This is a genomic window from Pseudomonas sp. D1-36, assembly GCF_051132205.1.
Lineage (GTDB): Bacteria > Pseudomonadota > Gammaproteobacteria > Pseudomonadales > Pseudomonadaceae > Aquipseudomonas.
Genome location: NZ_CP071674.1, coordinates 2,454,716 through 2,477,884 on the forward strand (window position 1 = coordinate 2,454,716; position 23,169 = coordinate 2,477,884).

Annotated in this window: 17 protein-coding genes and 1 pseudogene; 2 read left to right on the forward strand and 16 right to left on the reverse strand. The window is 61.0% G+C overall.

What is annotated here, in order from left to right; genetic code table 11:
* Nucleotides 1–29: 29 nt before the first annotated feature.
* From J3P76_RS11125 to J3P76_RS11150, 6 genes are all read right to left on the reverse strand, one after another.
* Nucleotides 30–1,973 (reverse strand): sigma-54-dependent Fis family transcriptional regulator, encoded by a 1,944-nt coding sequence (locus J3P76_RS11125; RefSeq protein ID WP_434701932.1) that lies wholly within the window; start codon nt 1,971–1,973, stop codon nt 30–32.
* Nucleotides 1,974–2,111: 138 nt separating this feature from the next.
* Nucleotides 2,112–3,053 carry an alpha/beta hydrolase gene (locus J3P76_RS11130; RefSeq protein ID WP_434701933.1) on the reverse strand — a complete coding sequence of 314 codons (942 nt, stop codon included), beginning with the start codon at nt 3,051–3,053 and terminating at the stop codon, nt 2,112–2,114.
* Nucleotides 3,054–3,117: 64 nt separating this feature from the next.
* Entirely contained in the window at nt 3,118–4,140 is a 1,023-nt protein-coding gene (locus J3P76_RS11135; protein ID WP_434647864.1) for a transketolase family protein, read from the reverse strand.
* The gene (locus tag J3P76_RS11140; RefSeq protein WP_434701934.1) at nt 4,137–4,985 is read right to left on the reverse strand and encodes a transketolase; all 849 of its coding nucleotides are present in this window, start codon (nt 4,983–4,985) and stop codon (nt 4,137–4,139) included. Before J3P76_RS11140 ends, J3P76_RS11135 begins: the two co-directional genes overlap by 4 nt.
* A gap of 17 nt (nt 4,986–5,002) precedes the next feature.
* Nucleotides 5,003–6,301, reverse strand: coding sequence for an MFS transporter (locus J3P76_RS11145; RefSeq protein WP_434701935.1), 1,299 nt, complete (start codon nt 6,299–6,301; stop codon nt 5,003–5,005).
* Nucleotides 6,302–6,400: 99 nt separating this feature from the next.
* Nucleotides 6,401–7,150 carry an SDR family NAD(P)-dependent oxidoreductase gene (locus J3P76_RS11150; RefSeq protein ID WP_420763654.1) on the reverse strand — a complete coding sequence of 250 codons (750 nt, stop codon included), beginning with the start codon at nt 7,148–7,150 and terminating at the stop codon, nt 6,401–6,403.
* Between the two features lie 195 nt (nt 7,151–7,345).
* On the opposite strand from J3P76_RS11150, the gene J3P76_RS11155 reads away from it, so the two are divergent.
* On the forward strand, nt 7,346–8,263 hold the full coding sequence (locus J3P76_RS11155; protein WP_420763655.1) for a LysR substrate-binding domain-containing protein: 918 nt from the start codon (nt 7,346–7,348) through the stop codon (nt 8,261–8,263).
* 66 nt (nt 8,264–8,329) lie between these two features.
* Here J3P76_RS11155 and J3P76_RS11160 read toward each other — a convergent pair whose 3' ends face one another.
* The 10 genes from J3P76_RS11160 to J3P76_RS11205 form a co-directional block, all read right to left on the reverse strand.
* Nucleotides 8,330–9,457, reverse strand: a complete 1,128-nt coding sequence (locus J3P76_RS11160; protein ID WP_434701936.1) for a glycosyl transferase — start codon at nt 9,455–9,457, stop codon at nt 8,330–8,332.
* Nucleotides 9,448–10,557: a non-hydrolyzing UDP-N-acetylglucosamine 2-epimerase gene (gene wecB / locus J3P76_RS11165; protein WP_434701937.1), complete on the reverse strand. Its 1,110-nt coding sequence runs from the start codon at nt 10,555–10,557 to the stop codon at nt 9,448–9,450. The genes J3P76_RS11160 and wecB overlap by 10 nt, the downstream gene beginning before the upstream one ends.
* Nucleotides 10,554–12,140 (reverse strand): FAD-dependent oxidoreductase, encoded by a 1,587-nt coding sequence (locus tag J3P76_RS11170; RefSeq protein ID WP_434701938.1) that lies wholly within the window; start codon nt 12,138–12,140, stop codon nt 10,554–10,556. Before J3P76_RS11170 ends, wecB begins: the two co-directional genes overlap by 4 nt.
* Nucleotides 12,130–13,404, reverse strand: a complete 1,275-nt coding sequence (locus J3P76_RS11175; protein ID WP_434701939.1) for an SDR family oxidoreductase — start codon at nt 13,402–13,404, stop codon at nt 12,130–12,132. Before J3P76_RS11175 ends, J3P76_RS11170 begins: the two co-directional genes overlap by 11 nt.
* A 3-nt stretch (nt 13,405–13,407) precedes the next feature.
* Complete coding sequence (locus J3P76_RS11180) at nt 13,408–13,809, reverse strand: GtrA family protein (protein WP_434701940.1); 402 nt, start codon at nt 13,807–13,809, stop codon at nt 13,408–13,410.
* Nucleotides 13,806–14,579, reverse strand: a complete 774-nt coding sequence (locus J3P76_RS11185; protein WP_434701941.1) for a class I SAM-dependent methyltransferase — start codon at nt 14,577–14,579, stop codon at nt 13,806–13,808. Before J3P76_RS11185 ends, J3P76_RS11180 begins: the two co-directional genes overlap by 4 nt.
* 5 nt (nt 14,580–14,584) lie before the next feature.
* The gene (locus J3P76_RS11190; protein WP_434701942.1) at nt 14,585–15,607 is read right to left on the reverse strand and encodes a glycosyltransferase family 2 protein; all 1,023 of its coding nucleotides are present in this window, start codon (nt 15,605–15,607) and stop codon (nt 14,585–14,587) included.
* A 12-nt stretch (nt 15,608–15,619) separates the two neighbouring features.
* Nucleotides 15,620–17,929 (reverse strand): phospholipid carrier-dependent glycosyltransferase, encoded by a 2,310-nt coding sequence (locus J3P76_RS11195; protein WP_434676399.1) that lies wholly within the window; start codon nt 17,927–17,929, stop codon nt 15,620–15,622.
* Nucleotides 17,930–18,216: 287 nt separating this feature from the next.
* Nucleotides 18,217–20,691, reverse strand: a complete 2,475-nt coding sequence (locus tag J3P76_RS11200) for a glycosyltransferase (RefSeq protein ID WP_434701943.1) — start codon at nt 20,689–20,691, stop codon at nt 18,217–18,219.
* 122 nt (nt 20,692–20,813) lie between these two features.
* A complete protein-coding gene (locus tag J3P76_RS11205; protein ID WP_434676401.1) occupies nt 20,814–21,632 on the reverse strand; it encodes an ABC transporter permease in 819 nt (272 codons plus the stop codon).
* Nucleotides 21,633–21,813: 181 nt separating this feature from the next.
* Between J3P76_RS11205 and J3P76_RS11210 the strand changes: the two are divergent.
* Nucleotides 21,814–23,070: pseudogene (locus tag J3P76_RS11210) on the forward strand (ABC transporter ATP-binding protein); the annotation flags it as partial.
* Between the last annotated feature and the right edge of the window lie 99 nt (nt 23,071–23,169).

The following is a 23,169-nucleotide window of genomic DNA, read 5'->3' on the forward strand; positions in this document are numbered from 1 at the left end:
GCAAGGGCGCCGGCATTTTCATGGGCGTATCAGAACTGGTCGTTGGGCGCGACGACGCCGTGCTTTTTCATCTTGCGGTACAGCGTGGAGCGAGAGATGCCCAGTTCGGTAGCGGCGGCGCTGATGTTCCAACGATGCTGACGCAAGGTCGCCAGCAAGCGGCGGGCCTCTTCGTCGCCCAACTGTTCGCCCAGCTTGCCGGACAACGGTGTGGTGTTGTTGGGCAATGACAGCCACCGTGGCGCCAGCACTTCGCTGGGCAAGCAGTCCAAGTCGATGACCCCGTCTTCGGCCAGGGCTACCGCGTAACGCAGGGCGTTGAGTAATTGGCGGATATTGCCAGGCCACTGATAGTCGAGCAGGCATTGGCGGGCGTCCGCGTTCAGCCGTAGCCCACGAGTTTCGTCCTGAGCCGCGAGCAATTGATCGATCAGCGCGGCGCGATCACTGCGTTCGCGCAAGGCGGGCAGCGCCAGGTTCATGCCGGCGAGGCGATAGAACAGATCTTCGCGAAAGCGCTTCTCGCCGATCATCGTAGGCAGGTCCTGGTGAGTCGCCGAGATGACCTGGACGTCCAGCGTCACCGGCACTTCAGCCCCCAGCGGCGCGATTTCCCGCTCCGCCAGTACCCTCAGCAAGCGGGTTTGCAAATGGGCGGGCATGTCGCCAATCTCATCGAGAAACAGCGTGCCGCCGTTCGCCAGCTCCAGCTTGCCCTTCATGCCTTTTCGGTTGGCGCCGGTAAAACTGCCGGCGCGATAGCCGAACAGCTCGCTCTCGATGAGCGTCTCCGGGATGGCCGCGCAATTGAGCGCAACGAACGGGCCTGAGCGACGATGGCTGGCCTGGTGGATGGCTCGGGCAAAGGCTTCCTTGCCGGTGCCGGTTTCGCCGGTAATCAAAATAGGGATGCCTTTGTCGATCACCTTGCGCACCCGCCGCACGCTCTGTTGCAGTTGAGGGTCGAGGCCGGCAAGTTGTTGCAGCTCCGGGTGAGCGTCAAGGGTAGGGCGGGCGATGGGGCGCGGGCGGTGCTGTTGGGATGGAATCCGCAGGCCGACCTCCAGCAGCGCTTCATCGCGAAGGCCACGCAAACGCACGCCCTGGGCGCCGCCATTGGTGAGCTTCAGCAATTCGTCCATTGTGGTGGGAAGCAGGCGATCGATGGGCGTGCCCAGCAACTGCGGCCCCTGAGCCAGCTCCAGGGCAACAAATGCCGCACGGTTGGCCCCGATGACGCGGCCGTTTTCATCGAGCGCCAGCAATTGCTCGTTGGCCAGGTCGGCGATTTCATCCAGGGGCTTGAGGGACAAGGTCAAGCGGTCGCGGTAGCTCTGGCGAAAATGTGCGTTCTCGATCAGACGCGCATACATGATCACCAGTTGCAGCGTCAGGTATTGGCTTTCCCGGGGGCCTGCGCTGTTCATGCAGGTCGCATTGAGGCAACCGCGCAACAGGCCTTGGGCATCGAAAATGGGCGCCACCGAACAACTCAGGCTGAAATTGGACGCCAGGAAATGCTCCTCCCGATGAATGATCAACGGCTGCGCGGCTGCTAGCGTGGTGCCGATGCCATTGGTCCCCACCACCGATTCCTCCCACTGCGCACCCACCACCAGCCCGGACTGCGTATAGATGTCGTGCTGGTCGGGCAGTCGGGAATCCAGGGTAATGCCGCGCTCGTCGCTCAGCAGCACGGCAAAACCGGCGGGCACCACGCGCCGGGCCAGACCGCTGACGCCTTGGCTGGCGATGGAAAGATACTGCTGGTGCTGTTCCTGATGACGGCGGATGTCCTCGGCGCTGAGGATGTTCTTGCGGCTCGCCGCGCCAGGGTCGAGCCGGTGCTCCACGACGCTGCGGTACCAGGACTGGGCGATGAGGCCATCGGGCTTCAGGCCGCGTCCGGAAAAATGGTCGTTGACGAAGGCTGCCAGTTCGCTCGGGATAGGCTGCGCGCTATGCAGGGTCATGAAATGCTCCATCAGGCGTGAATCCGCGAAGGGGCTTCACGGCGATCTTGTTATTGGACGATGGCCGCCATTACAAGTATCTACCATAGACGCTGGCGCGTAAGTTTTCATCGTTGGATTGAAGGTCCGGATCCGATTTCACCCCCTCCTCAGAAAAACGCTCAGCGCCCGGACGATGTCGCGGGACGCTTGATCCGCGATGCGCCCTGGCACCTGGTCGAACATATGGGGCGCGCCGGGATAGACATGAAGTTCGGTGGCAACGCCTGCGCGAATCAGCCTCATTGCAAAATCGACGTCCTCCTCGAGGAACAAATCTTGAGAACCGACCGAAATGAACGTCGGTGGCAGGTTACGCAGGTCTGGTTGCAGCGCCGGTGAGAACAGACCGACACGATCATCGTCCAGGGGGGCGCCCCCGCGAAGGCACTGCCAGCAGAACTGATTGGGCTCCGGCAGCCAACTGAGTGTGTCTGTGTCGCGGCTCGGGTAGGGTGATTGCGTCGAGCCTGTGCGGTGATCGAGCATCGGATAGACGAGCACCTGGCCGACGATCGGATACCGCGCTTTGTCGCGAGCCATGATGGCCAATGCGGCGGCCAGCCCGCCACCGGCGCTATGACCCATGACCGCAATGCGCCGGGGATCCAGGCCCAGGTCCTGGCTGTTTTCGAACAGCCAGGCGAGGGCGCTGTAACAGTCGTCAAGGGGCGCTGGAAAGGGATATTCGGGCGCCAGTCGATAATCCACTGCAACGATGTACGCACCTGACTCGTCGGCCAGGTCGGCCAGAAAGTCATCGGCCATTTCGGGGCTTCCGAGTACGAAGCCACCACCATGGATAGACAGGATCGCCGGCAGGTTAGCATCAGGCTCGAGGCCTTCCGGCCGGTAGACGCACAGGCGCAGGCGTTCGTCATCGGTGCCTGGAATCCACCGCACTTCGCATCGCGCGCGGTGCTCGGGTTTGAAGGTCGAATGCACTCGGGCGCGGATGGCGGGTAGCGTGCCCACCGACCATTGTTCCGCACCCGAGGCCACAAGACCGCGGAATATGGGATCGAGCCATTCATCAGACATCAGGTTTCGCTCCCCTTTGCTTGGAGCCGCCGGGTACCCGTCGCCGATACCCGGCGGTTTGCTGTTAAAGCCAGGCTTTGATTTGCGCGCAAACGGCCTGGGTGGAAATGCCGTAGCGATCATGCAGTGTCGGCAGCGCGCCTGCGTCGAGGAAGGCGTCTGGCAATGCAATTTGTCTGAACGTCGGCGTCACCCCGTTGCGCAGCAGGACCCCGGCAACCGCTTCGCCCAGCCCGCCGATGATGGAGCTGTTTTCTGCGGTCACCACCAATCGTCCCGGCTTTCTGGCCTCGGCAAGCAGGGTATGTTCATCCAGCGGCTTGATGGTCGGCATGTGCAATACCGCGACATCGACGCCGTCTGCCTGCAGTTGCTTGGCTGCTTCCAACGCACGCATCGTCATCAACCCGGTGGAAATGATCAGGACATCATTGCCGGTGCGCAGGGTCTTGGCCTTGCCGATCTCGAACGTGTAGCCGTATTCGTCCAGCACCAAGGGTACGTTACCGCGCAACAAACGCATGTAGACCGGGCCTTGGTGGGCGGCGATGGCGGGCACGGCCTGTTCGATTTCCAGCGCGTCACAGGGATCGACAATCATCAGGTTGGGCATGGCGCGAAATATCGCCAGGTCGTCGGTGGCCTGGTGGCTCGGACCATAACCGGTGGTAAGACCCGGCAAGCCACAGACGATCTTGACGTTGAGGTTTTCCTCGGCAATTGCCATGCAGATGAAATCGTAGGCCCGACGGGAAGCGAACACCGCATAGGTCGTGGCAAACGGCACGAAACCTTCCCGGGCCATACCCGCCGCAGCGCTCATCAGCAATTGCTCAGCCATGCCCATCTGGTAGAAACGGTCCGGATGGGCCTTGGCGAAGATGTGCAGGTCGGTGTATTTGGACAAGTCGGCGGACAGCCCGACGATGTCCTGGCGCTGGTCCGCCAATGCGGCCAGTGCATGGCCGAATGGCGCAGGTTTCGTCGCTTGGCCCTCGGCCGCGATCGAGGCAATCATCGCCGAAGTGGTCAGGCGTTTTTTGCCCGGCTCGATTTTCGCGTTCGATGTATTGGCGGCGTTGCTCATGAGTGTCTTCCTTCTTCGAGGTTGTTCAGCGCCAGGTCCCACTCGTGTTCTTCGACGCGGATGAAATGGGTCTTTTCGCGGTTCTCCAGGAACGGCACACCTTTGCCCATGCGTGTATCGCAGATGATCACCCGAGGCACGCTGGAGGAGTGGTTGCGCGCGGCATCGAAGGCCGTCACCAAGGCGTCCAGGTCGTTGCCGTCGACGCGCTGGGTGAACCAGCCAAACGCTTGCCAGCGGTCAACGATCGGCTCGAACGAGAGGATCTCGCTGGAGTATCCATCGGCCTGCTGGTTGTTGACGTCGACGATTGCGATCAGGTTGTCGAGCTTCCAGTGCGAAGCGGACATCACCGCTTCCCAGGTCGAACCTTCGTTCAATTCACCGTCCGATAGCAGGTTGTAGACGAAAGCCGACGAGCCTTTGCGCTTGAGGCCCAGGCAGGCGCCTACCGCGATGCCCAGCCCTTGGCCGAGGGAGCCTCCGGTTATTTCCATGCCCGGCGTGTACGCCGCCATGCCCGACATGGGCAGCCGGCTGTCGTCCGCGCCGTAGGTTTCCAACTCATCGAGCGGAACGATCTGGGCCTCGATCAATGCCGCGTACAACGCAATCGCGTAGTGGCCGATGGAGAGATAGAAGCGGTCACGTTGCTCCCATTCAGGGTCTTGGGGTCGATAGCTCATGGCGTGGAAGTACGCGACCGCCAGCAGGTCGGCGGCGCCCAGGGCCTGGCCGACATAGCCTTGGCCTTGCACCTGCCCCATGCGCAGCGCGTGATGACGGATGTTGTGGGCACGGTCGGCCAGGGACAGGGGTGAAGCAGGTGAAAGCGAGCGAGTCATGGTGGAACTCCGGTGACTTAACGATTGACCAGGGCGGCAGGAATGCGCAGCACCAACGAGGCGCCGCCCAGCAGTACGCCGGTGATCAGGTACATGCCGATGGCGCTGGAGCCGGTTTGCGTGGTGATCCAGCCAATCAGGTAGGGCGAGCAGAAGCCGGCGAGGTTGGCGAAGCTGTTGACCGCCGCGATGCCTGCGGCGGCGGACACCCCGCCGAGCAGGGTCGTGGGCAGCATCCAGAACATCGAGGAGGCGGACAGGATGCCGGACGCCGCCAGGCACAGGCTCAGGATGGACAACAAGATGTTGCCTCCCAGCAGCGCGGCGAGCGTCAGGCCGATGGCACCGGCAATCATTGGTGCAATCAGGTGCCAGCGTCGCTCGCGGTGTTTGTCGCCGCTGCGGCCGATCAACAACATGGCCGCAATCGCGCAAAGGTAGGGCAGGCTGGTCAGGAAACCAATGTGCAGCGGATCGGAAACCCCGGCGTTGCGCACCAGCGTCGGCAGCCAGAAAGTAATGGCGTATTGGCCCATGACCACGCAGAAGTAAATACCGGCCAACAGCCACAGGCGGCGGTCCCGGACGAACTCGCCCACCGAGGCATGGGTGACCTTCTGCTGGTTGTCCTCGGCCAGCTCACGGCTGACCAGCGCTTTCTCTTCGTCGTCCAGCCAATGGGCCTGATGCACGCCATCCTTGAGGTAACTCAGCACCAGCAACCCGACAACGACGGTGGGAATGGCCTCGAGCACGAACATCCACTGCCAACCGGCCCAGCCGTGCACGCCGGCGAAATGGTTCATGATCCAGCCCGACAGCGGGCCGCCCACCATGCCCGACAACGGGATGGCGATAAACCAGAGCACGGTCATGCGCGCACGCCGGTAGGACGGGAACCAGTAGGTGAGGTACAGCAGCAAACCCGGTGCCAGCCCTGCTTCGGCGACCCCGAGCAGAAAGCGCAAGGCATAGAACTGCCAAGCGGTCTCAACGAAGGCGAACATCGCGGAAATGATGCCCCAGGTGATCATGATTCGCGCGATCCAGACGCGAGCGCCGACCTTGTGCAGGATGACGTTGCTGGGTACTTCGCAGAGGAAGTAGCCGATGAAAAACATCCCCGCGCCCAGTCCGTAGACGGTTTCGCTGAGCGCCAGGTCGTTCATCATCTGCAGCTTGGCAAAGCCGACGTTGACCCGATCCAGATAGGCGCACAAATAGCACAGCATCAGGAAGGGCATCAGCCGCCAGGCCGTTTTCCGGTAGGCATTGGAGCGCACGGTCGAAACCGCTTCGAGCGACAAAGTAGTCATGATGGCCTGATCTCTTGTTTTTATTGACCGCCAGGCAAACAGCCCGGCAGGGGTCTTCGATCCAGAACCGCACGGGCCGCACTGGCCCGCCCAGATACATCAGTGAATCAGCATTCCGCCGTTCACATCCAAGGTGATGCCAGTCAGGTACGAGGATAAATCGCTGGCCAGGAACAGGGCCGCGTTCGCGACGTCCTGGGCCTCGCCCAGGCGACCCAACGGAATGCCGTCGATGATGGCGTGGCGACGCTCATCCTGCATGAGGCCGCCGGTGATGTCGGTGTGGATCAGGCCCGGGGCGATGGAATTGACCCGCACCTTGTCCGGACCCAATTCGCGGGCCATTGCCTTGGCCAGGCCCAGCACACCGGCCTTGGCGGCGCTGTAGTGCGGCCCACCAAAGATGCCGCCACCACGTTGGGCAGACACCGAAGACATGCAGACGATGCTGCCGCCTTGCTGCTCGCGCATCAGTGGGATCACGGCTTGCGACATGAGCAGGGTGCCGCGCAGGCTGACGTCCAATACCTTGTCGTAGTCCGACCCGCGAATGTCGAGGGTTTTGAGGGGTTGGGTGATGCCAGCGTTGTTGACGAGAATATCGATGCGGCCGAAATGTTCGATGGCCCGTGAGACGGCCCGTTGGACCTGCGCTTCATCGGCGACGTTGGCCGCAAGGCCGAGATGGCCTTCGCCCAGAGCGTTGGCGGCATCGCGTGCGGCGGATTCGTCCAGGTCCAGAATCACGACGCGGGCGCCGTGCTGCGCGAACGTCGTAGCGGTGGCGCGGCCAATGCCACGGGCGGATGCGGCGCCAGTAATGATCGCGACTTTGCCTTGGAGAAGCATGGGGAGATACCTCGTATTTGTTTTTATTGGGTCGATTCGGAAAAACCGATGACTTAGCTTCGTCTTGGTCCCCTGGCTGAGCAATGGCCTAAAAGTCATTCAGTGCTGAAAAAAATTCAGCGCTCGTTTGCTTGCGGTTGGAAGGTTTCACGGCGAAGCTCAACAATCATTAGAACTATTGTCGAGTGATCTGCCATGCGTACCGACGCCGATGCACCCTTGATTCTCCCACCGCTGAAAGCCATTCAGGCTTTTGAGCAGGCGGCCCGGTTCAGCAACGTCGCCAGGGCAGCGGAAGTGCTGGACCTGACGCCCTCCGCGGTCAGCCATCAATTGGCGAAACTTGAAGCGATGATTGGCCGGCAGTTGTTTGTGCGTGCCGCGCGAGGCGTAACGCTCACGCCCGTGGGAGAGCAATACCTGAAGGAGGTTTCAGGGATCCTCCATAGCCTGGCCGTCGCCACCGAGCGCGCGGCCAGCGACGTGAGCCTGGATTGTTTGCGTCTGCACTCGGCGCCCAGCTTCGGGTTGTTGTGGTTGATGCCGAGGCTGGAAGCGTTCCGCGCCTGCAACCCTGACATCCAGATCAATCTTTCGTGCTCTTACGAATCGCTGCATTTCAGTCGGGACAAGATTGACGTGGATATCCGCCACGGCACTGCAAACTGGCCCAGTTATGAAGTGCGCACCGTCCAGAACGAAACCTTCGCGGTATTGGCTTCGCCGAAACTGCTCGCACAATGTCCGATCCGCAGCGCGTCCGATTTATTGAATTGCGACCTGGTGCTGTCCGAAGCCACTTTGCTCAAATGGCCGCAATGGTTTGCGCAACATGGCCTGGCGCGCCCGGAGAAGCCTTACGCCTTGAGTTTCGATCGGTCGTACATGTCGCTGGAGGCCGCCAGTCATGGATTGGGCTTCGCCTTGGAAAGCACATTGCTGGCGCAAAAATATCTGGCGACCGGCAGCCTGGTCGAGGTGGCGCCCGAGGCGCTCAGCGCGCCTGTGGCTGCCCACCACCTGGTATTCCCGAAAGCCCACTCGAGCTTCCCCCGCGTCCGGCGTTTCCTGGAGTGGATGGAAAGTGAGCTGGGGCAGGGCTTCGCGTATTAACGGGTCAGGGAGACTGCCCCTGGGCGGTGGCGGTCGACGGCTTTAGGGCAGTAACAGTCGGATCATTTAGGGTGCTTGCGGCGTTTCCAATGCGCAACCGGTGAGGTTTATCGAAGAAAAACGAACCGCCCAACGATGCGCCTCACGAAACTGTTGAATGGCTGATCGGTCGCTTCGACTGGCAAGCGCGTCAGTGGCGGCTTTTCGCAGGTCCGTGTCCTCATCCACGATCCAGACCCCCGGTTCCTTGTCTCGCAAGGCCATTTCACCGAAGCGGGTGGTGAGGACGGGCAGGCCGAGGGCGCGGTACTCGTAGTATTTGATCGGGTCGACCGAAGCGGTCAGGCGGTTGAGCTTGAACGGGATCAAACCCACCGAAAACGTGGCCATGGCGGCGATCGCACCGGCATGGGCACACTCGGGGAGTAGTTCGATGTTGGCGGGCAAGACGCGACGCGGTGGAGTGAACAGGGGGCCGATCAGTTTGATCCGGTTTCCAGGGTTGGCCTGGGCCAGCGCGATCACCAGATCCCAATCGAACCAATGACCCAGCGTGCCGACGTAGCCGATCACTTGTTGTTTGGGGCCCAGGTCGAGGCTTTCGACCGGTGCCAGTCGCTGCATGTCGCAGGCGTTGAGGGCCAGTTCTATCTGGTCGGTCATGCCCAGGAGCTTGTCGCGAAGGGGGCTGGACGATGCCAGCACTTTATCCACCCGTTGGATGAGCTGCGTCTGGCGACGTGCCATCGACCTGCGTGACAGGCCCTGGTAGAAGGCCGGAAAATCGTCCATGGCATCGTAGACGGCACGGCTTGCGGGTATGCGCGCCAACAGTTGCAAGGCCAGTTCCGAAGGCTTTGCAATACACATCATGCAGGGCTTTTCTGCGGAAAATGCCATGACCTCCCTGAACAGGTTGCGCCACAGCCGCTTGAGCACCAGCGCCGAGCCGGGAAGGGGTTCGATGGGAAGACTGTGGGGTTTGCAGACCCGCAACCAGGCAGGGGCGTTGGTGTTTTGCGGGTTGGCAACAGGTGGCTTGCGCCTGAAATCATCGAGTGTTGGCAAGCGCGTCGGATACGGATCGATCCAAAGCACCGTTGCCCCGGTCCGGTGGTGATACCAGTCGACGAAGTGATGGGGGCGCTGGCTGAAGCTGGCCCATGGCACCGGCGACAGGTAGATCATCCGCATGACTGCAAGTGCTGCCTCAAGACTTCGACGATGCGGGCTGCGGCCTTGCCGTCGCCATAGGGAGAAACCCCGCGTGCCATGCTCTGATAGGCCTGGGGATCATCGAGCAGGCGCTGTGCCTGTTCGACGATGGTGGTCCGGTTGGCGCCCACCAGCTTGACCACGCCGAGGTCGACCGCCTCCGGGCGCTCGGTTTCCTCTCGCAGCACCAGCACCGGTTTGCCCAGGGCCGGGGCTTCTTCCTGCACTCCCCCCGAATCACTGATGATCAAGTACGAGCGCTTCATCGCCGCGATGAACGGCGCGTAGTCCAAAGGCGCGCAGAGGAGGATGTTCGGGGTCTGGCCGAGCAGGCGGTGCGCGACATCCTTGACGTTTGGATTGGGGTGGACGGGATAGAGTATTTGAATGCCTGGATTGCGTTCGGCCAGGCGCTTGAGGGCCTGGCAGATATCCTGGAACGGCTCGCCGAAGTTCTCCCGGCGATGGGAGGTGACCAGTACCAGGCGTTTGCCGGGGTCCACTGGGACGTCCAAGTCGCAGTCTTGTGCCGCGGTCATCAGCAAGGCATCGATCACGGTGTTGCCCGTCAGGGTGACGGCGCTGGCGTCGACGCCTTCGCATAGCAGATTGTCGACGGCGCGCTGGGTTGGCGCGAAATGCCAGCGGGTCAGTTTGCCGGCGATCACCCGGTTGGCTTCTTCGGGGAACGGATTGAAGATGTCCCCGGTCCGCAGGCCCGCTTCGACATGGCCAAAGGGAATGCGCAAGTAGAAGCACGCCAGTGCGGCGGACATGACCGTGGTCGTGTCACCTTGCGCCAACACGATATCCGGCTTTTCCGATTGCAGCACGCCGTCGAGTTCAAGCAGCAAGCGTGAGGTCAATGTCGCTAATGACTGATCGGGCCGCATGATGTCCAGGTCCAGGTCGGCTGTGATTGCGAAGCCCTCCAGTACCTGGTCCAACAGCGCTCGGTGCTGGGCGGTGGCGAGCACCCGGCAAACGATATTCCTTTCGGCTTGCAGCGCCTTGATCACGGGAGCCATCTTGATCGCTTCCGGGCGCGTACCGACGATGCAAAGTACCTTACGAGTCATGCCTTCTGATTTCCTATCGTTGTGGCAAGTGAGCGGGCTATCCGGTCCGCGTTGGCCATGAGCGTCAGCGTGTGGGATTTTTCCGTCAGACTGGGCAGGCAGGCCCCGTCGACAATATGCACGCCGCCAAGGCCCGCGACTTCGCCCAGGTTATCGGTCTGTCCGATCTTGGGCACCGAGTGCATGGGCAGGGTTCCCGCGTAATGAATATCGGCCCCGGGCCCGCCGGGGGTAAAGCTCATGGGCATCAACAGCGCGCCCATTTTCCAGTAGATCCGCCGCAGCTTTGCTTCGGCAGCCTTCATGAGCCGGGGCAGCTCGGGGTGGATTTGGCCGGTGACGCTCAACGAACCATCGGGGCGCAAGCGCGCTGTGTTGTGGGACAAGTGCCCCGGCAGGAAAAGGTTCCCCACCAGGCAGGCGCTGAGCAGGTTCTTCAGCAGTTCGATGCTGTGGCGTTTGTCCAGGGGTATCCGGCTGACGAACTCGCTCATCGGCAAGCCTGTGGTGCTGAACGTCGAGCCAAAGGCTGTGGCATTGGCCGATAGCTCCAGGGCGAACGAAAGCTGCCCCAGGCCAAAGGTCGGCCCCCTTGGAGTGCCGAGCATTCTGGGCAGCCATAGCACAAAGGCCGCCGTTGGCGATGAGAGCAATGGTATCGGGGCCAAATGGTTCAGGCGCTTGAGGGCGAGCCGGGTCGAGGCCAGGGTGCCGGCCGCCAGCAGCAGGCGTGTTGCGCAGAAACGCCGGGCGGAACGACGATCACTGATCACCCATGAACCGTCCTGCCCCAGCAGGTCGTCCACCAGAAAGCCCTGGACATGCTGGAAGCCGGGGTACTGCTTGAGCTTTCCCAACTCTTGCGAGGCGCTGTACAGGGCCTGGTTGTGACAGCCCCACAAACAGTTTCCAGACAAGTCGCAGGCCCTGCGCTCGTCCAGGGGCTGGCTCAGCACGGCGACCCTGGAGCGGCCAAGGCGAAACCCCAGTTCAGGAAACGCCGGTCGGCGCCGCGCGTATCGATCGAGCAGGCGTTGGTGCAAAGCGTCCAGCGGCAGGGGCGGTTGCGACCACTCATCGAGGCCGAAGTAGTTCGACAGGTCATCGTCGATTCGGCCACTGATACCGATCCGGCGCGCGACCGTTTCGTAGGACGCCTGCATCTCGGAATAATCGATGGGCAGCCCGGCAAAGTCGCTGGCGCCAAGCGTCGCCACGCCGCAGCCCCAGGCATTGGACAGGCCACCCGTTGCCAGTGAGCCGACGCCGATGAAGTGGTCGGTCTGAATGCGGTTGCCGGCGCTGAATCCATCGAAGACATGGGCGTGGGTCGGTGTCTTCAGCTTGGGCGACACAGCCTCCTGTTGGTTCAGGGCGTGGAAGTTTTCGCCGATCATCCATTTCCATTGATGCTCGTCGTTTGCCCGTGCGTCGAGGAATGGGCGACTCGGTAGTACCGGTGAGCCGATGTCGGCCTGGGCATCGACCATGAGGACCTTCAGGCCCGCCTTGACCAACGGGTAGGCAGCCGAAGTCCCGGCCGGGCCGCTGCCGACGATGATCACATCGAATTCAGGCGTCACGGTGGGCTTCACTTTCACGCAGCAGTTGGCGGGCCAGGGGACGGCACGCCAGCGCCGCCAGTTTCCACGCCAGGGCCTTGAGCACGGCCACGCCCAGCGCAACCAGCGTCCCGACCAGTCGGCCCGGTGGCTGGGCGCCGAGAAACACCTGCGCGCCCCGGGGGCTGGCTTCGGCGATACCCAGTGCCACCTGCAGGCGCCAGGCCAGCTCCTGGCCATCGGATGACTGCTGGGGGCCAGGGTCGTCCAGCAGGGCCAGTAGAATCGGCCAGCGCATCAACAAGCGGGAGTGGACGACGGGTCGGGTTTTGCCAGCGTGCTCCAGTGCCCTGGCGTAGCGAATGACCAAGCTTGTTGGCGGGGGCCGTTTGAGCAGATAGCTCAAGAGCACCCCGGCTTCCCGAAGAAGGCCCCGACGTTGTCCATGGCCGGAGCGGTGCATGCCATGGGCAAGGGGACGCAACCGGATGCCTATTTCTTGCAGGGAGCGCTCGCTGTCCATGGGTGGCAGCTGGACCAGGGAGAAAATTCGCGTCAGGCCCAGTTTCGTACTCAAGGATTGCCCCAGTGACCGGCGCAACAGCCTGAGCAATGCCACCGGTACGGGGATGGGCAGGCGCATGGCACGGACCCGGTGCGTCGCGGTCGACATCAGGAAGTGGCCAAAGGTAATCGGTCGCGCGGCGCCCAGGTTAAGGATTTCGGCACGAATGTCGTCCCGCTCGACAACGGCCAGAATGGAGGCCGCGAGGTCGTCGACATGAATGGGTTGCACCCGAGGCGCCGGCAGGAGGACCGGTATGAACGGGCTTCGGCGAACCAGCCCGCACAACAGGCCGAAGAGCCCACGTTCGGGCCCGCCATAGACTTGGCCGGGGCGGACCACGGTGCCGCCGGCGGCGAGCACGTCTTGTTCAATGCGCCATTTCGTCCGGCCATAAACGCTGGGAGCCGCGGCCTCGGCGGTTTGACTGGAAATGAAAACAAACTTGGCCGAGCCTTGTCGGGCACAACGAATCAGCGCCTGGGCCGCCCTGAGTTCTTCGTCCGGGTCGGTGTGGGCAGTGTCGGCAGCCAGGTGGATCAGCGCCTGGGTACCGGCGGGGCATTCGGGGGCTGGGCCCCGCAGGTCATAGGGAAGCCAGGCATGAGCGGCGGCGCACGGCCGGCGGGTGGCGCAAATGACCTCGTGCCCGCTTGCCGCCGCAAGGGCTGACAAACGTTGTCCGATGTAGCCGGTCGCGCCGGTGATCACCAGTTTCATGCCTCAAATGCCCTCGGCTCGGTCAGCGGGCGTGCGCGTATTGGAATGAAAAACGAACAGTTTGCTGATCCAATAGGTCAAGGCCACGCAGACCACGTCGCAGACAAATTTCACCGGGGCCGGGCTGTCGACGAAATACAGCCCCACGCTGAACAGCACCGAAGCGACCGGGATATTGATGGCCAGCAAAGAGAAATAACGCACCGCTTGGGCCTTGGCGCTGCCATGGGACGACTGGAACGTGAAGTGCCGATGCAAGAAAAACGCGAACACGCCGGCGATGCCTTTGCCAGCGATGTTGGCCAGGATGGGGTGATATTCGAATAGCGCGACCAACAGCACGAAAGCGCCCATGTCCAAGGCATAGGCGATGAGTTGGATGGCGCCGTACTTGATAAAGGTCAAGACGATCTCCTGAGCACCACAATGTGATGCAGCGCCAGTAGCCGTCGCAACGGATGCAGTAGTTTCTCCATGACTTTGAGCGCGGGGATCAGTGCGTCAGGCAATAACTGGCGGAAGTTCAGGCCTCCGGAAATCAAATAGCGCAGGTAATTGCCGCATATCTCCTGATGGACGATTTCCAGGCCAGGGTACTTGCGTTCGAATGCTTGCCTGTCGCGTACGAAGATGATGTAGCTCAGGGCCTGGTTGGCGCCGTTCATGGGGCCGGTCGACGGCGTTTCCCAGGACGGGAAGTGCCGGTCGAACCCTTCCGACCTGAACAGGCGCTTGTAGAGAAACGCGGCAAAGGGACCGTGGAAGGGCTCGATCAAAATGACGCCGCCGCCAATCTTGAGGGTCCTTTGCAACTCGGTGAAAAACCGATCGGGATGAGGAAAATGGTGAAAACAGTTTTGGCCGTAAAAGGCCCTGACCGAATGATCGTCCAGGCTCATGGCCTCGGCATTGAGTGCCATGTCCAGTTGTTCGGTGCAGACAACGTCGGTGGCCAGTACCTCGGGGTATGAGTCACGCATGGGCGCGATGCCGGCGCCCAATTCCACTTCAAGGCCCTCGACTTTGAAGTAGCGCGCTGCCAGGCGATGAAACGTGTGGTGGAACTCCACGAACACTTCGCGCAGCATCCGCTTGCGCGCCAGTACTTTGCCGTGAAGATCAAGGCGCTCGATGCCGTCGACATCCAGTGCCTTGAGCGACGGGTCCGATAACAAATCCCTTAGCGCTTTAATGAGTTTTCTTCCCGCAGTGATGTGGCTTTACTACGCCTGGAATGTCGTGGCCTGCTAGGCACCGAGGCGATGTCGTAACCGAGGAACGCCATGATCAATTGCAACCCCATGAGCATAGGCAATGCGCTGAGCATCACGGTTCCGGCGGGTGTCGCAACGCCGTTCTGCGCCGAATCGAACCAGTGGTAACTGCCGAAGAGGATGCCGAACAAGAACATCAGGATCCCGATCGGCAACTCGATCGAAGCCAGGGACATGTCGCGCAAGTAGTAGTTATAGAGCACGCGCTTGGTGAAGTTGCGCAGATGTTTGAACAGGAACTCGCCAATGATTTTCGAGATCTTGAGGTGGCTGACTTCGTCGCCATATCGGGCCTCCATTGGAATATCCACCACCACGGCGCGCACGGTGTTCAGGCGGAACAGGATGTCCGTCTCGAAGAAATAGCGCTCGCTGACCTTGTCCAGGGGCAACAGCCTGGCGACGTCGCGGTGAATCGCCGTGTAGCCGTTGGTGGGGTCGAACAGATCCCAGTAACCCGTCGACAGTTTGGCCATCAGCGACAATATGGCGTTGCCAAACAGGCGAAGCCGCGGCATCGACTGGACTTCCTCCAGATTGAAAAACCGGTTGCCCTTGGTGTAGTCGGCTTCACCGGCGAGGATCGGCTCGATGAACAGCGGTATCAGGGCCGGGTCCATCTGGCCGTCGCCGTCGACTTTGACGATGATGCTCGCACCGTCGGCGAGGGCGGCCCGGTAGCCGGTCATGACCGCGCCACCCACGCCTTTGTTGACGTGGTGGGGCAGCACCTTGACCCGAGGGTCGTTACAGGACGCCAGTACGTGCGCGCCTGAATCGTCCGGGCAGGCATCGTCGATGACATAGATGCGCCACACCTCCGGCCCTATGGCGTCTATGACGCCGAGGATGTGCGCGGTGACCCGATAGCTGGGGATGACGACGGCGACGCGTTGTTCGTCCGTGAAAAGCGCTGTTTTTGAATTCATCGATATCGCCCGTTATTGCCTGAATGATAGTGACTTGAACTCCAGGGGAGTGTCTGTATGGCCGGACGCATAAATGATCACGGACGTGGCATTCGCGGGGGCAACGACATTCATCTCATGGGTCTCCCATTGCTCGGTGCATTCAAACGTCTCGATGCTGGCGGCAATGAAGTCACCTTTGGCATCCATCCAATTGGCCTGGATTCTTCCCGTGGTGGCTGTCGTTGCGCAGCGCGCAGACACGCCGTTGATGTACGTCAGCCCTGGTGTCACTTCGACCCGCTGTGTTGCAGGCGTCTTCACGTCGACCGTGAGGATCTTGCGCGACGGGTCATAGCTCGAAGGCGACGTCAGGTTCCATCCCTCGAGGCTGGACAGCGCCGGGTTGAGCAGGTGCTCGACGTGCGAGACGTTGAGTTTGCGCAGGTCCAGGTCACCCAGTCGGGCGTATGACGTGGACACATTGCGCAGAAGATCGAGTCGCGCCTGGGGAACTGACTTGAGGTCGATGATCAACCAGTTGACCTGGCGCTGGCGCAAGCGCCGTGCAAGTTCCGATGGAGACGTCGCTGTCTCGAACTCACCTTTCCACTTCAGGTTGTACCAAGACGCGTAAAGGGCATCGCTGCGCAGGCCCGCCATCAACGGAGCCGCAAAGACCGCCACGGGCTGATAGCTGGTGTTCAAGGCGTTGACGGTGTCGACCATTTTCCGGATGGGCAAGCGTTCCTGCAGATACCTCTCTCGACCTGCCTGGCTCAACAATGCAGAGGGTTTGATTTCGCCGTAGTAAGTCGCGGCCTGGATGAAACGGGTATTGGTCAGGATCAACAAGACACCGGCCCCGATGGCGAGGCTGCGTGGGAAGGTCTTGTCGTGGGAAAACGGCAGCGCGAGGATCACCGAGAACAGCGCGAAAGAGGGGAACACGTAACGCAGATAAGCCGTCGATTGAAACGTCATGAACATCGCGCCAGCACCCACCAGGAGAATGCACAGGGCTTTGCGGCTGCCGCTCAACAGCACGGCGAGGGCGGCCGTGGGCAGCAACAGCCACTGGAAGCCTGCCGCTCCGACTCGCCCCTCAATGAACTCGGGCGAGTCAAAGACCATTCGATAGAGGGTGTCCCAGGTCATCCCAGTGCCGAAAGTGGCTGGCGGCTCGAAGTTGATGTTCGGCCAGAGCGGCGAATGGAAGATGGCATTGAAAAACGGAAACACCGGATTGCCAGTCAAATACCCGGCCGAGACGTAAGGGGTCGCACCGGCCAGTATCAGGCCAGCGCTGCCCAGCAGCAGCGTTTTGACGATGCCTTGGATCGCCCAGGCCTTGTACTGCCACAAGAGAACCACCAGCAGGACCGGCAGGACGCTCAGGGTCACGGCCTTGGCCGCCATGGCGAAGCCCAGCAGGAGGCCGGCCAGGAGCAATTGCGACAAGCGCTCCCCAGGCTTGGGTGTGAAGCTTGAGACCTTCAGGATCGCCAGGGTCCCGGCCAGCAGGAAGGCGGTCCATGCCGACTCGATGTGCAGGCTGCTGCTCTCGGCAAAGGCGAGAGGCGTCGAGAGAAAAATCAGGCTTGCCCAGCGAGCACTGGAGGCAGAGCCTCCGGCCCAGAGCGTCATGTTGTGGATCTGCCAGGTCACCAATAGGGTGAATGCACAGTTGCTCAAGCGTGACGCCGTTTCGCCGGCGAGCAGATAGACAATGCTGTAGATCCAGTCGGCCAGCATCGGCATGACCGCCCAGACATAGGTGCTCGCGTCGAACGACCATTGATGCCGCTGCGCCAGTTGTGATGGAACGAAGAGGTGCATGGCCAATGCGTCGTGACCGACCTCCGGCATGAAGGCCACCAAGACGTAGAGGCAGGCGAAGCCGCAGATCAGTACGTCGAGCGCCGTTTGGATAGAGGTTTGTGCCGTGCGGAAGGCCTGGATGTGCCCCAGCAGTTCGCGACCTATCGACATGGCATGTTTGTGCCCCAGTAAAAGCGGCAATGACAGCAGCGCGCCATACAGTCCGGGGTAATTGATCGGCCAATAGGCCGCCAAGCCCGTGAACGTCCCGAGCGTACCCGCTCCCACCAGCAGGTGGACGCTCCAATCGGTCGCAAGGTGCCGGCTGAGCATCCACCTGCCGAGCACAGCAGCAGACAAACCGAAGACCGCGACGACGATCACCGGCCCTGCCTGCCCACAAATGACGGACAAGCACGCCAGCAAACCCAGGCAGAGGATAAACGGTGACTTGCGAGTGAAGACGCTGAGGGCGGCCAGGCTTGCCACCGACAGCAATATCGTCCGGGTGGCGCTGTTCATGGGCGCCAGCTCAAGCGTCGAAAAACCGTACGCGCCTACCGCCGCACTGGCCAACAGAACCACCAACACCATTGCGTATTTCAGGCTGTATCTCGGCAAAATATCGTCTCGGCTGAAGGGACAACGTTACTCATTCAGGGCTGCCCAAAATCCGTGGCGAGGGAGCTTGCTCTCGCTTGAGTGCGAAGCACTCATGAAAAGGGACTGCCGCACAGCCCAGCGGGAGCAAGCTCCCTCGCCATAGATTCCTCTGACTTCTTGAGTAAGCAATTACGAGCCAACGTCTGCTATGCATCTCGGTACCTGTGGGGGACCCAGGTGCCCCACTTGCTCTCGTAGATCGCCCGGTTCTTCTCGAAAAGTGCCTGTTTTTTACTGGCACCCAAGGCGTTGAACGAGGCGGACAGGTGATGGTGGACAAAGACGTCTTCGGCACAGGCCGCGCGCATGCCACGGCGCTGCACGCGGCGGCAGTAATCGTCATCCTCGAAGAACCCCAGGCCATATTCTTCGCAGAGACCGCCTATCTGCTCGTAGGTCGAGCGTGGAAGCATCACGCAGAAAAACGCCAGGGTGTTGATTTCGAACCACTCGCCCATGCGGGCGCGGGTCATTTGCGCGGCTTCGGCGGGCATGTCCTCTATTCGCTCATAGTGGGTGCCGACCTTGGCTTCATTGCCGATGTTGTTGGTGATCGGGCCGATGATGCCGATTTCCTTGTTGTCGCGCAGATGGCGGATCAAGCCCCTGACCCAGCCGGCGGTGACGACTGTGTCGTTGTTCAGAATGACCAGATAGTCGCCAGTGGCCGCCGCGAGGCCCAGGTTGTTGCCGGCGGCGAACCCCTTGTTCTCGGAGTTCAGGATGACGATCCGGTCAGGATGGCCGTCGGCCCAGGCCGTGAGGTAGCTCGGGGTCTGGTCGCTGGAGTGATTGTCGACGACGATGATCTCAAGGTTCGGGTATTGGCTTTGGGTCAGCAGGCTGTCGAGGCAGGCCTTGGTCAGTTCGAGGTTGTTGTAGGTCAACACCACGACGCTGACCTTGGGCAATGGCAACGTCGCGATGGCCTGGCGCAGGCTGGCGGCTCGATGCTGCCAGGTCTGGCCCTGGGCGAAGGATTGGCGCGCCTGTCGCGTGGCGCCGGCCTCTGGCAGCGCATCCAGGACGTTGCGGACGGCCGAGATGAACTGCGTTGGCTGTTCAACCGTCCAGACCAGTTCGCCGAACTGACTCAACTCCGGCAGTTTTACCGACACCACCGGTTTGCCCGCACTCAGGTACTCATAGACCTTGACCGGGTTGGTGGCGAGGGTCAGCGGCATGACCTTGAACGGAAGCAGGCACACGTCCATGGCGTGCAGGTAGTAGGGCAGGGAGGCATAGGGGACTTCGCCTTCAAAGACCACGTTCGGGCAGGATTTGAAGTATTTCCTTGCCTGGACGGTGTCGCTGCCGATCAACAGGATCAAGTGTTGCGCAAACGTCCGGGCGACTTGCTTGACCAGGTCCAGATCGAACCATTCGGCGATGACGCCGTAATAGCCGATGATCTTCCTGTTCTCGGTGTCCTGATAGACCTTGTCGGGACGCTGCCTGAAGAAGCTGAACTCGCAGGCGTTGCGGATCACCTTGACGTTGCGGTTTTCCCGTTTGCCGTGTTGTTCGATCCAGTCGGAGGTCGCCACCAACAGGTCCGCCCTGCGCATCAAGGCGATCTCAAGGTCGAGCAATTCCTGGGCGACATTGCCGAAGCCTTCGTGGTGGTCCATGCAGTCATAGACCAGCGTGGCGTTGGGGACACGCCTCGCCATGGGGAACCAGTAGGCGTGCTGGACGATGCAATCCACGGCGCCGACATTCGCCGATTCCAGCAGCATCGCCAGGCCTTGGCACAACTGATGGATCGCGGCGGCGGACGGTGGGGCGTGATAGATGGGCGGCGCGCCGCGCACCTTGAAACGGATCTGGAACAGCCGGTCGGAGCCTGCCAAGGGTTCTGCTTCGAAGCCTGGGGCATCATCGTCGATGAAGTTGTTGGAAATATAAAAAGTGGTCTGTCCGGCCCTGGCCAGCTCCTTGGCCAGGTTTTGCGGACGCTGGATGCGAAAGTGCCAATCGATCACCCCGAACATCAAAATCGTGGGCTGGCCTTGGCTCGACGGTACGGCTAGGTCTACGGGCGGTGGCAGCGATTGCAGCGGGATCAGGCTGGTGGCTGTCGCGGGCTCGCCCGGCGTCGCCTTGGGGCGTTTCAACCAGCTTCGAAGCCGATGCGCCAGCTTGCTTTTCTGGTGCGCGGTGAGGGGCAACCAGGCATAGACCCGGCGGGATATCCGATAAAGCTGCTTGCGTATGGAGTAACGCAGGGGGGCGCGTTCGATGGCGTTGCCCCAGTCCGAAAGCTTGAACAGCTCAGCCTGTTTCGCCGCCAACTGGGCGCGCAGGTCCACCGCCCAATCGGAAAGCGCGACCGCCTCGCTGTGTTTTGTCCGCAGCAGTGCCTCGGTTTCTTTGAGGCGCTGCTCGGCCACTCGCAGTTGCTCACGCAAGCGCCCGGTCTTGCCTTCCTGGAGCGCCAGGCGAGTGCGAAGCGCTTGTGAACCAAGACGCAGTTGTCTGATAAGCCGATCTCGGTTCTCGATTTCCTTGACCAACTGCTGGGCTTCAATGGATCTGGATTGTGTTGAGCGAGACAGTTGGTTAATGCAATCAACAAGACGGTTGATCTGGTCCATGCGTTTTTCGAGTCCTTTGGTCATTACGGCAACGCACCCCAAGTGTTTCAGGATCGTCGTCGACTTCAATTACCAGCCGCGCCCAGTCTCCAGTCGCGCCACGAATCATCATAGCGGTTGCTGGGCAGCGCGCCACGCCAACCCGCTCAAATGACATCGGCGAAGCCTTTGCGTGTCCTCTGGAACCACGCAAACCCGACGCAGGCAATCAGCACGGCGACTACCGAGTAAGTGGCCCATTGTTCCCATTGCGGCGGCCTGCCCCAGAACAACACGTCGCGAACCATCTCCACCGGCAGCGTCAGCGGGTTTGCCTGCAAGGCGACCTGGTAGTTTTGCGGAAGCGTCGAGCGAGGGTAGAAGATCGGCGACAGGAACAGCATCGCGGTGACGACGATGCCGATGAACTGGCCGATATCGCGCAGGTAAACGTTTATCGAGGCGAGAAACCAGGAGATACCCAGCGTCAGCAATATCAGCGGCAACAGCACCAATGGCAGCAGCAGCGCGGTTATCGGGGGAAGGCCGAACAGAAGCACATAAAAAAGCAGCCATGCCAGCACGCTGATAGCCATGTGGAACAGCGCTGCGCCGAGCGATACGAGGGGCAGGGTTTCCAATGGGAACACGATCTTCTTGACGTAATTGGTATTGGCCAGCACCAGGCCCGGCGCGCGGGTCAGGCATTCGGAGAACAGGTTGAAAACCAGCAGGCCGGCGAACAGCACCAGGGCAAATTCACTTTTGGATTCGCCGCCGCCGGACCACCGAGCCTTGAAGACGACACTGAACACGAAGGTATAGACCACGAGCATGAAAACCGGCGTGAAGAACGACCAAAGGATACCGAGCATCGAACCTTTGTAACGACCGGTCACTTCCCGGCGGATCAACACGTAGATGAGGATCCGATTGATCAAGACGCTCTTGATCATGGCGGCAGGAGAAATACTGAACGACTGCATGGGTGCTTGGTCCTCAAGACAATATCAATTGCTCCTTGGGTTGGGTCTCATGAAGGTTAGACCAAATCGGCTTCATTCAAAGTTTTTTATTCCATCTGTGCTTAACTCATTCGTAGCACCCAGCGAAGGACGGATTCAGTAGCGCCGCAATAGGGTCGTGATTCATGGAAGGGTTTTGCCGATGTCGTTTGAAGTGGCCATCAGTGCCGAGAACCTGAGCAAGTGTTATCAGATTTACGAGGCGCCCAAGGACCGTCTGTTGCAGATGCTGGTGCGCGGCAGGAAGCGTTTCTACCGCGAGTTCTGGGCCCTGGACGATGTTTCCCTGACCATCGCCAAGGGGGAGACCGTCGGCATCATCGGCCGTAACGGCAGTGGCAAATCCACCCTGTTGCAACTGATCTGCGGAACGTTGACGCCGACCCGGGGAAGCGTCCGCGGGCATGGCCGGATTGCGGCGTTGCTTGAGCTGGGGTCCGGTTTCAACCCGGAGTTCACCGGCCGCGAAAACGTCTATGTGAATGCGGCGGTGCTGGGCTTGAGTCGCGCGGAGATCGACGCTCGGTTCGAAGACATCATCGCCTTCGCCAACATCGGCGACTTTATCGACCAGCCCACCAAGATCTACTCCAGCGGGATGCTGGTGAGGCTCGCTTTCGCCGTTTCGGTTTGTGTGGAGCCGGAGATCCTGATCGTCGATGAGGCTCTTTCCGTCGGCGATGCATCCTTTCAATTCAAATGCCTGAATCGGCTCGAAGAGCTGGCGGCCAAAGGCACGACGCTGCTGTTCGTCTCCCATGACATGAGCATGGTCAAGCGCTTCTGCCACCGGGTGATCTATCTGCGCGGCGGGCGGGTCGTCGCCAGCGGATCGCCCGATGAAATGGCCGAGTTGCACTTGCTCGACATGCGTGATGAGCAACGGCGCTGGGCCAGTGGCGGTGCCACACAGGTGACGCGCAAGCCGTTCATGGGTGGCCAGGAGGGGATCGCCTTCGGGACCGAAGAGGGGCACATCAGCGCTGCCTGCTTCACCAATACCCAACAGCCTTGCTCCAGTTACCTGTATGGCGATGACATCGAGATCCGCGTCGAGGTGGTGCTGCATGAATCGATCACGCAACCCAACATCAGTTTCACTGTGCAAGAGGCAAGGCTGCTGGTGATTGGCGGCGGCAACTTCGCGCTGTCACCGGGCCCGGCCGAAAACGGCTGGCGGCGGTCGGCGATCACGGTGCGCTTCCCGGCCAACCTCGCCGAGGGACGCTATCATGTCACCCTCAAGCTGTTGCACGGCGCCACGGAAGAGACCTCGCAGTTGATCGAGAAACAGGTCGCGCCATTAGCGTTCGGTATGTTGCCAAACCACAGGAATTTTCTGGGCATGGTCGACCTGGGATTGCAGCGGGTCGGCTCGCGAGCGGTTGAGACGCTTGCCGAGGCTTGTCGGACTCAAGGAGAGGAAACGATGACGGAACACCCGGACGAGCACACATGGCAGGTTGCTATATGTGGCACTTTTGATGTCGAGAATTAC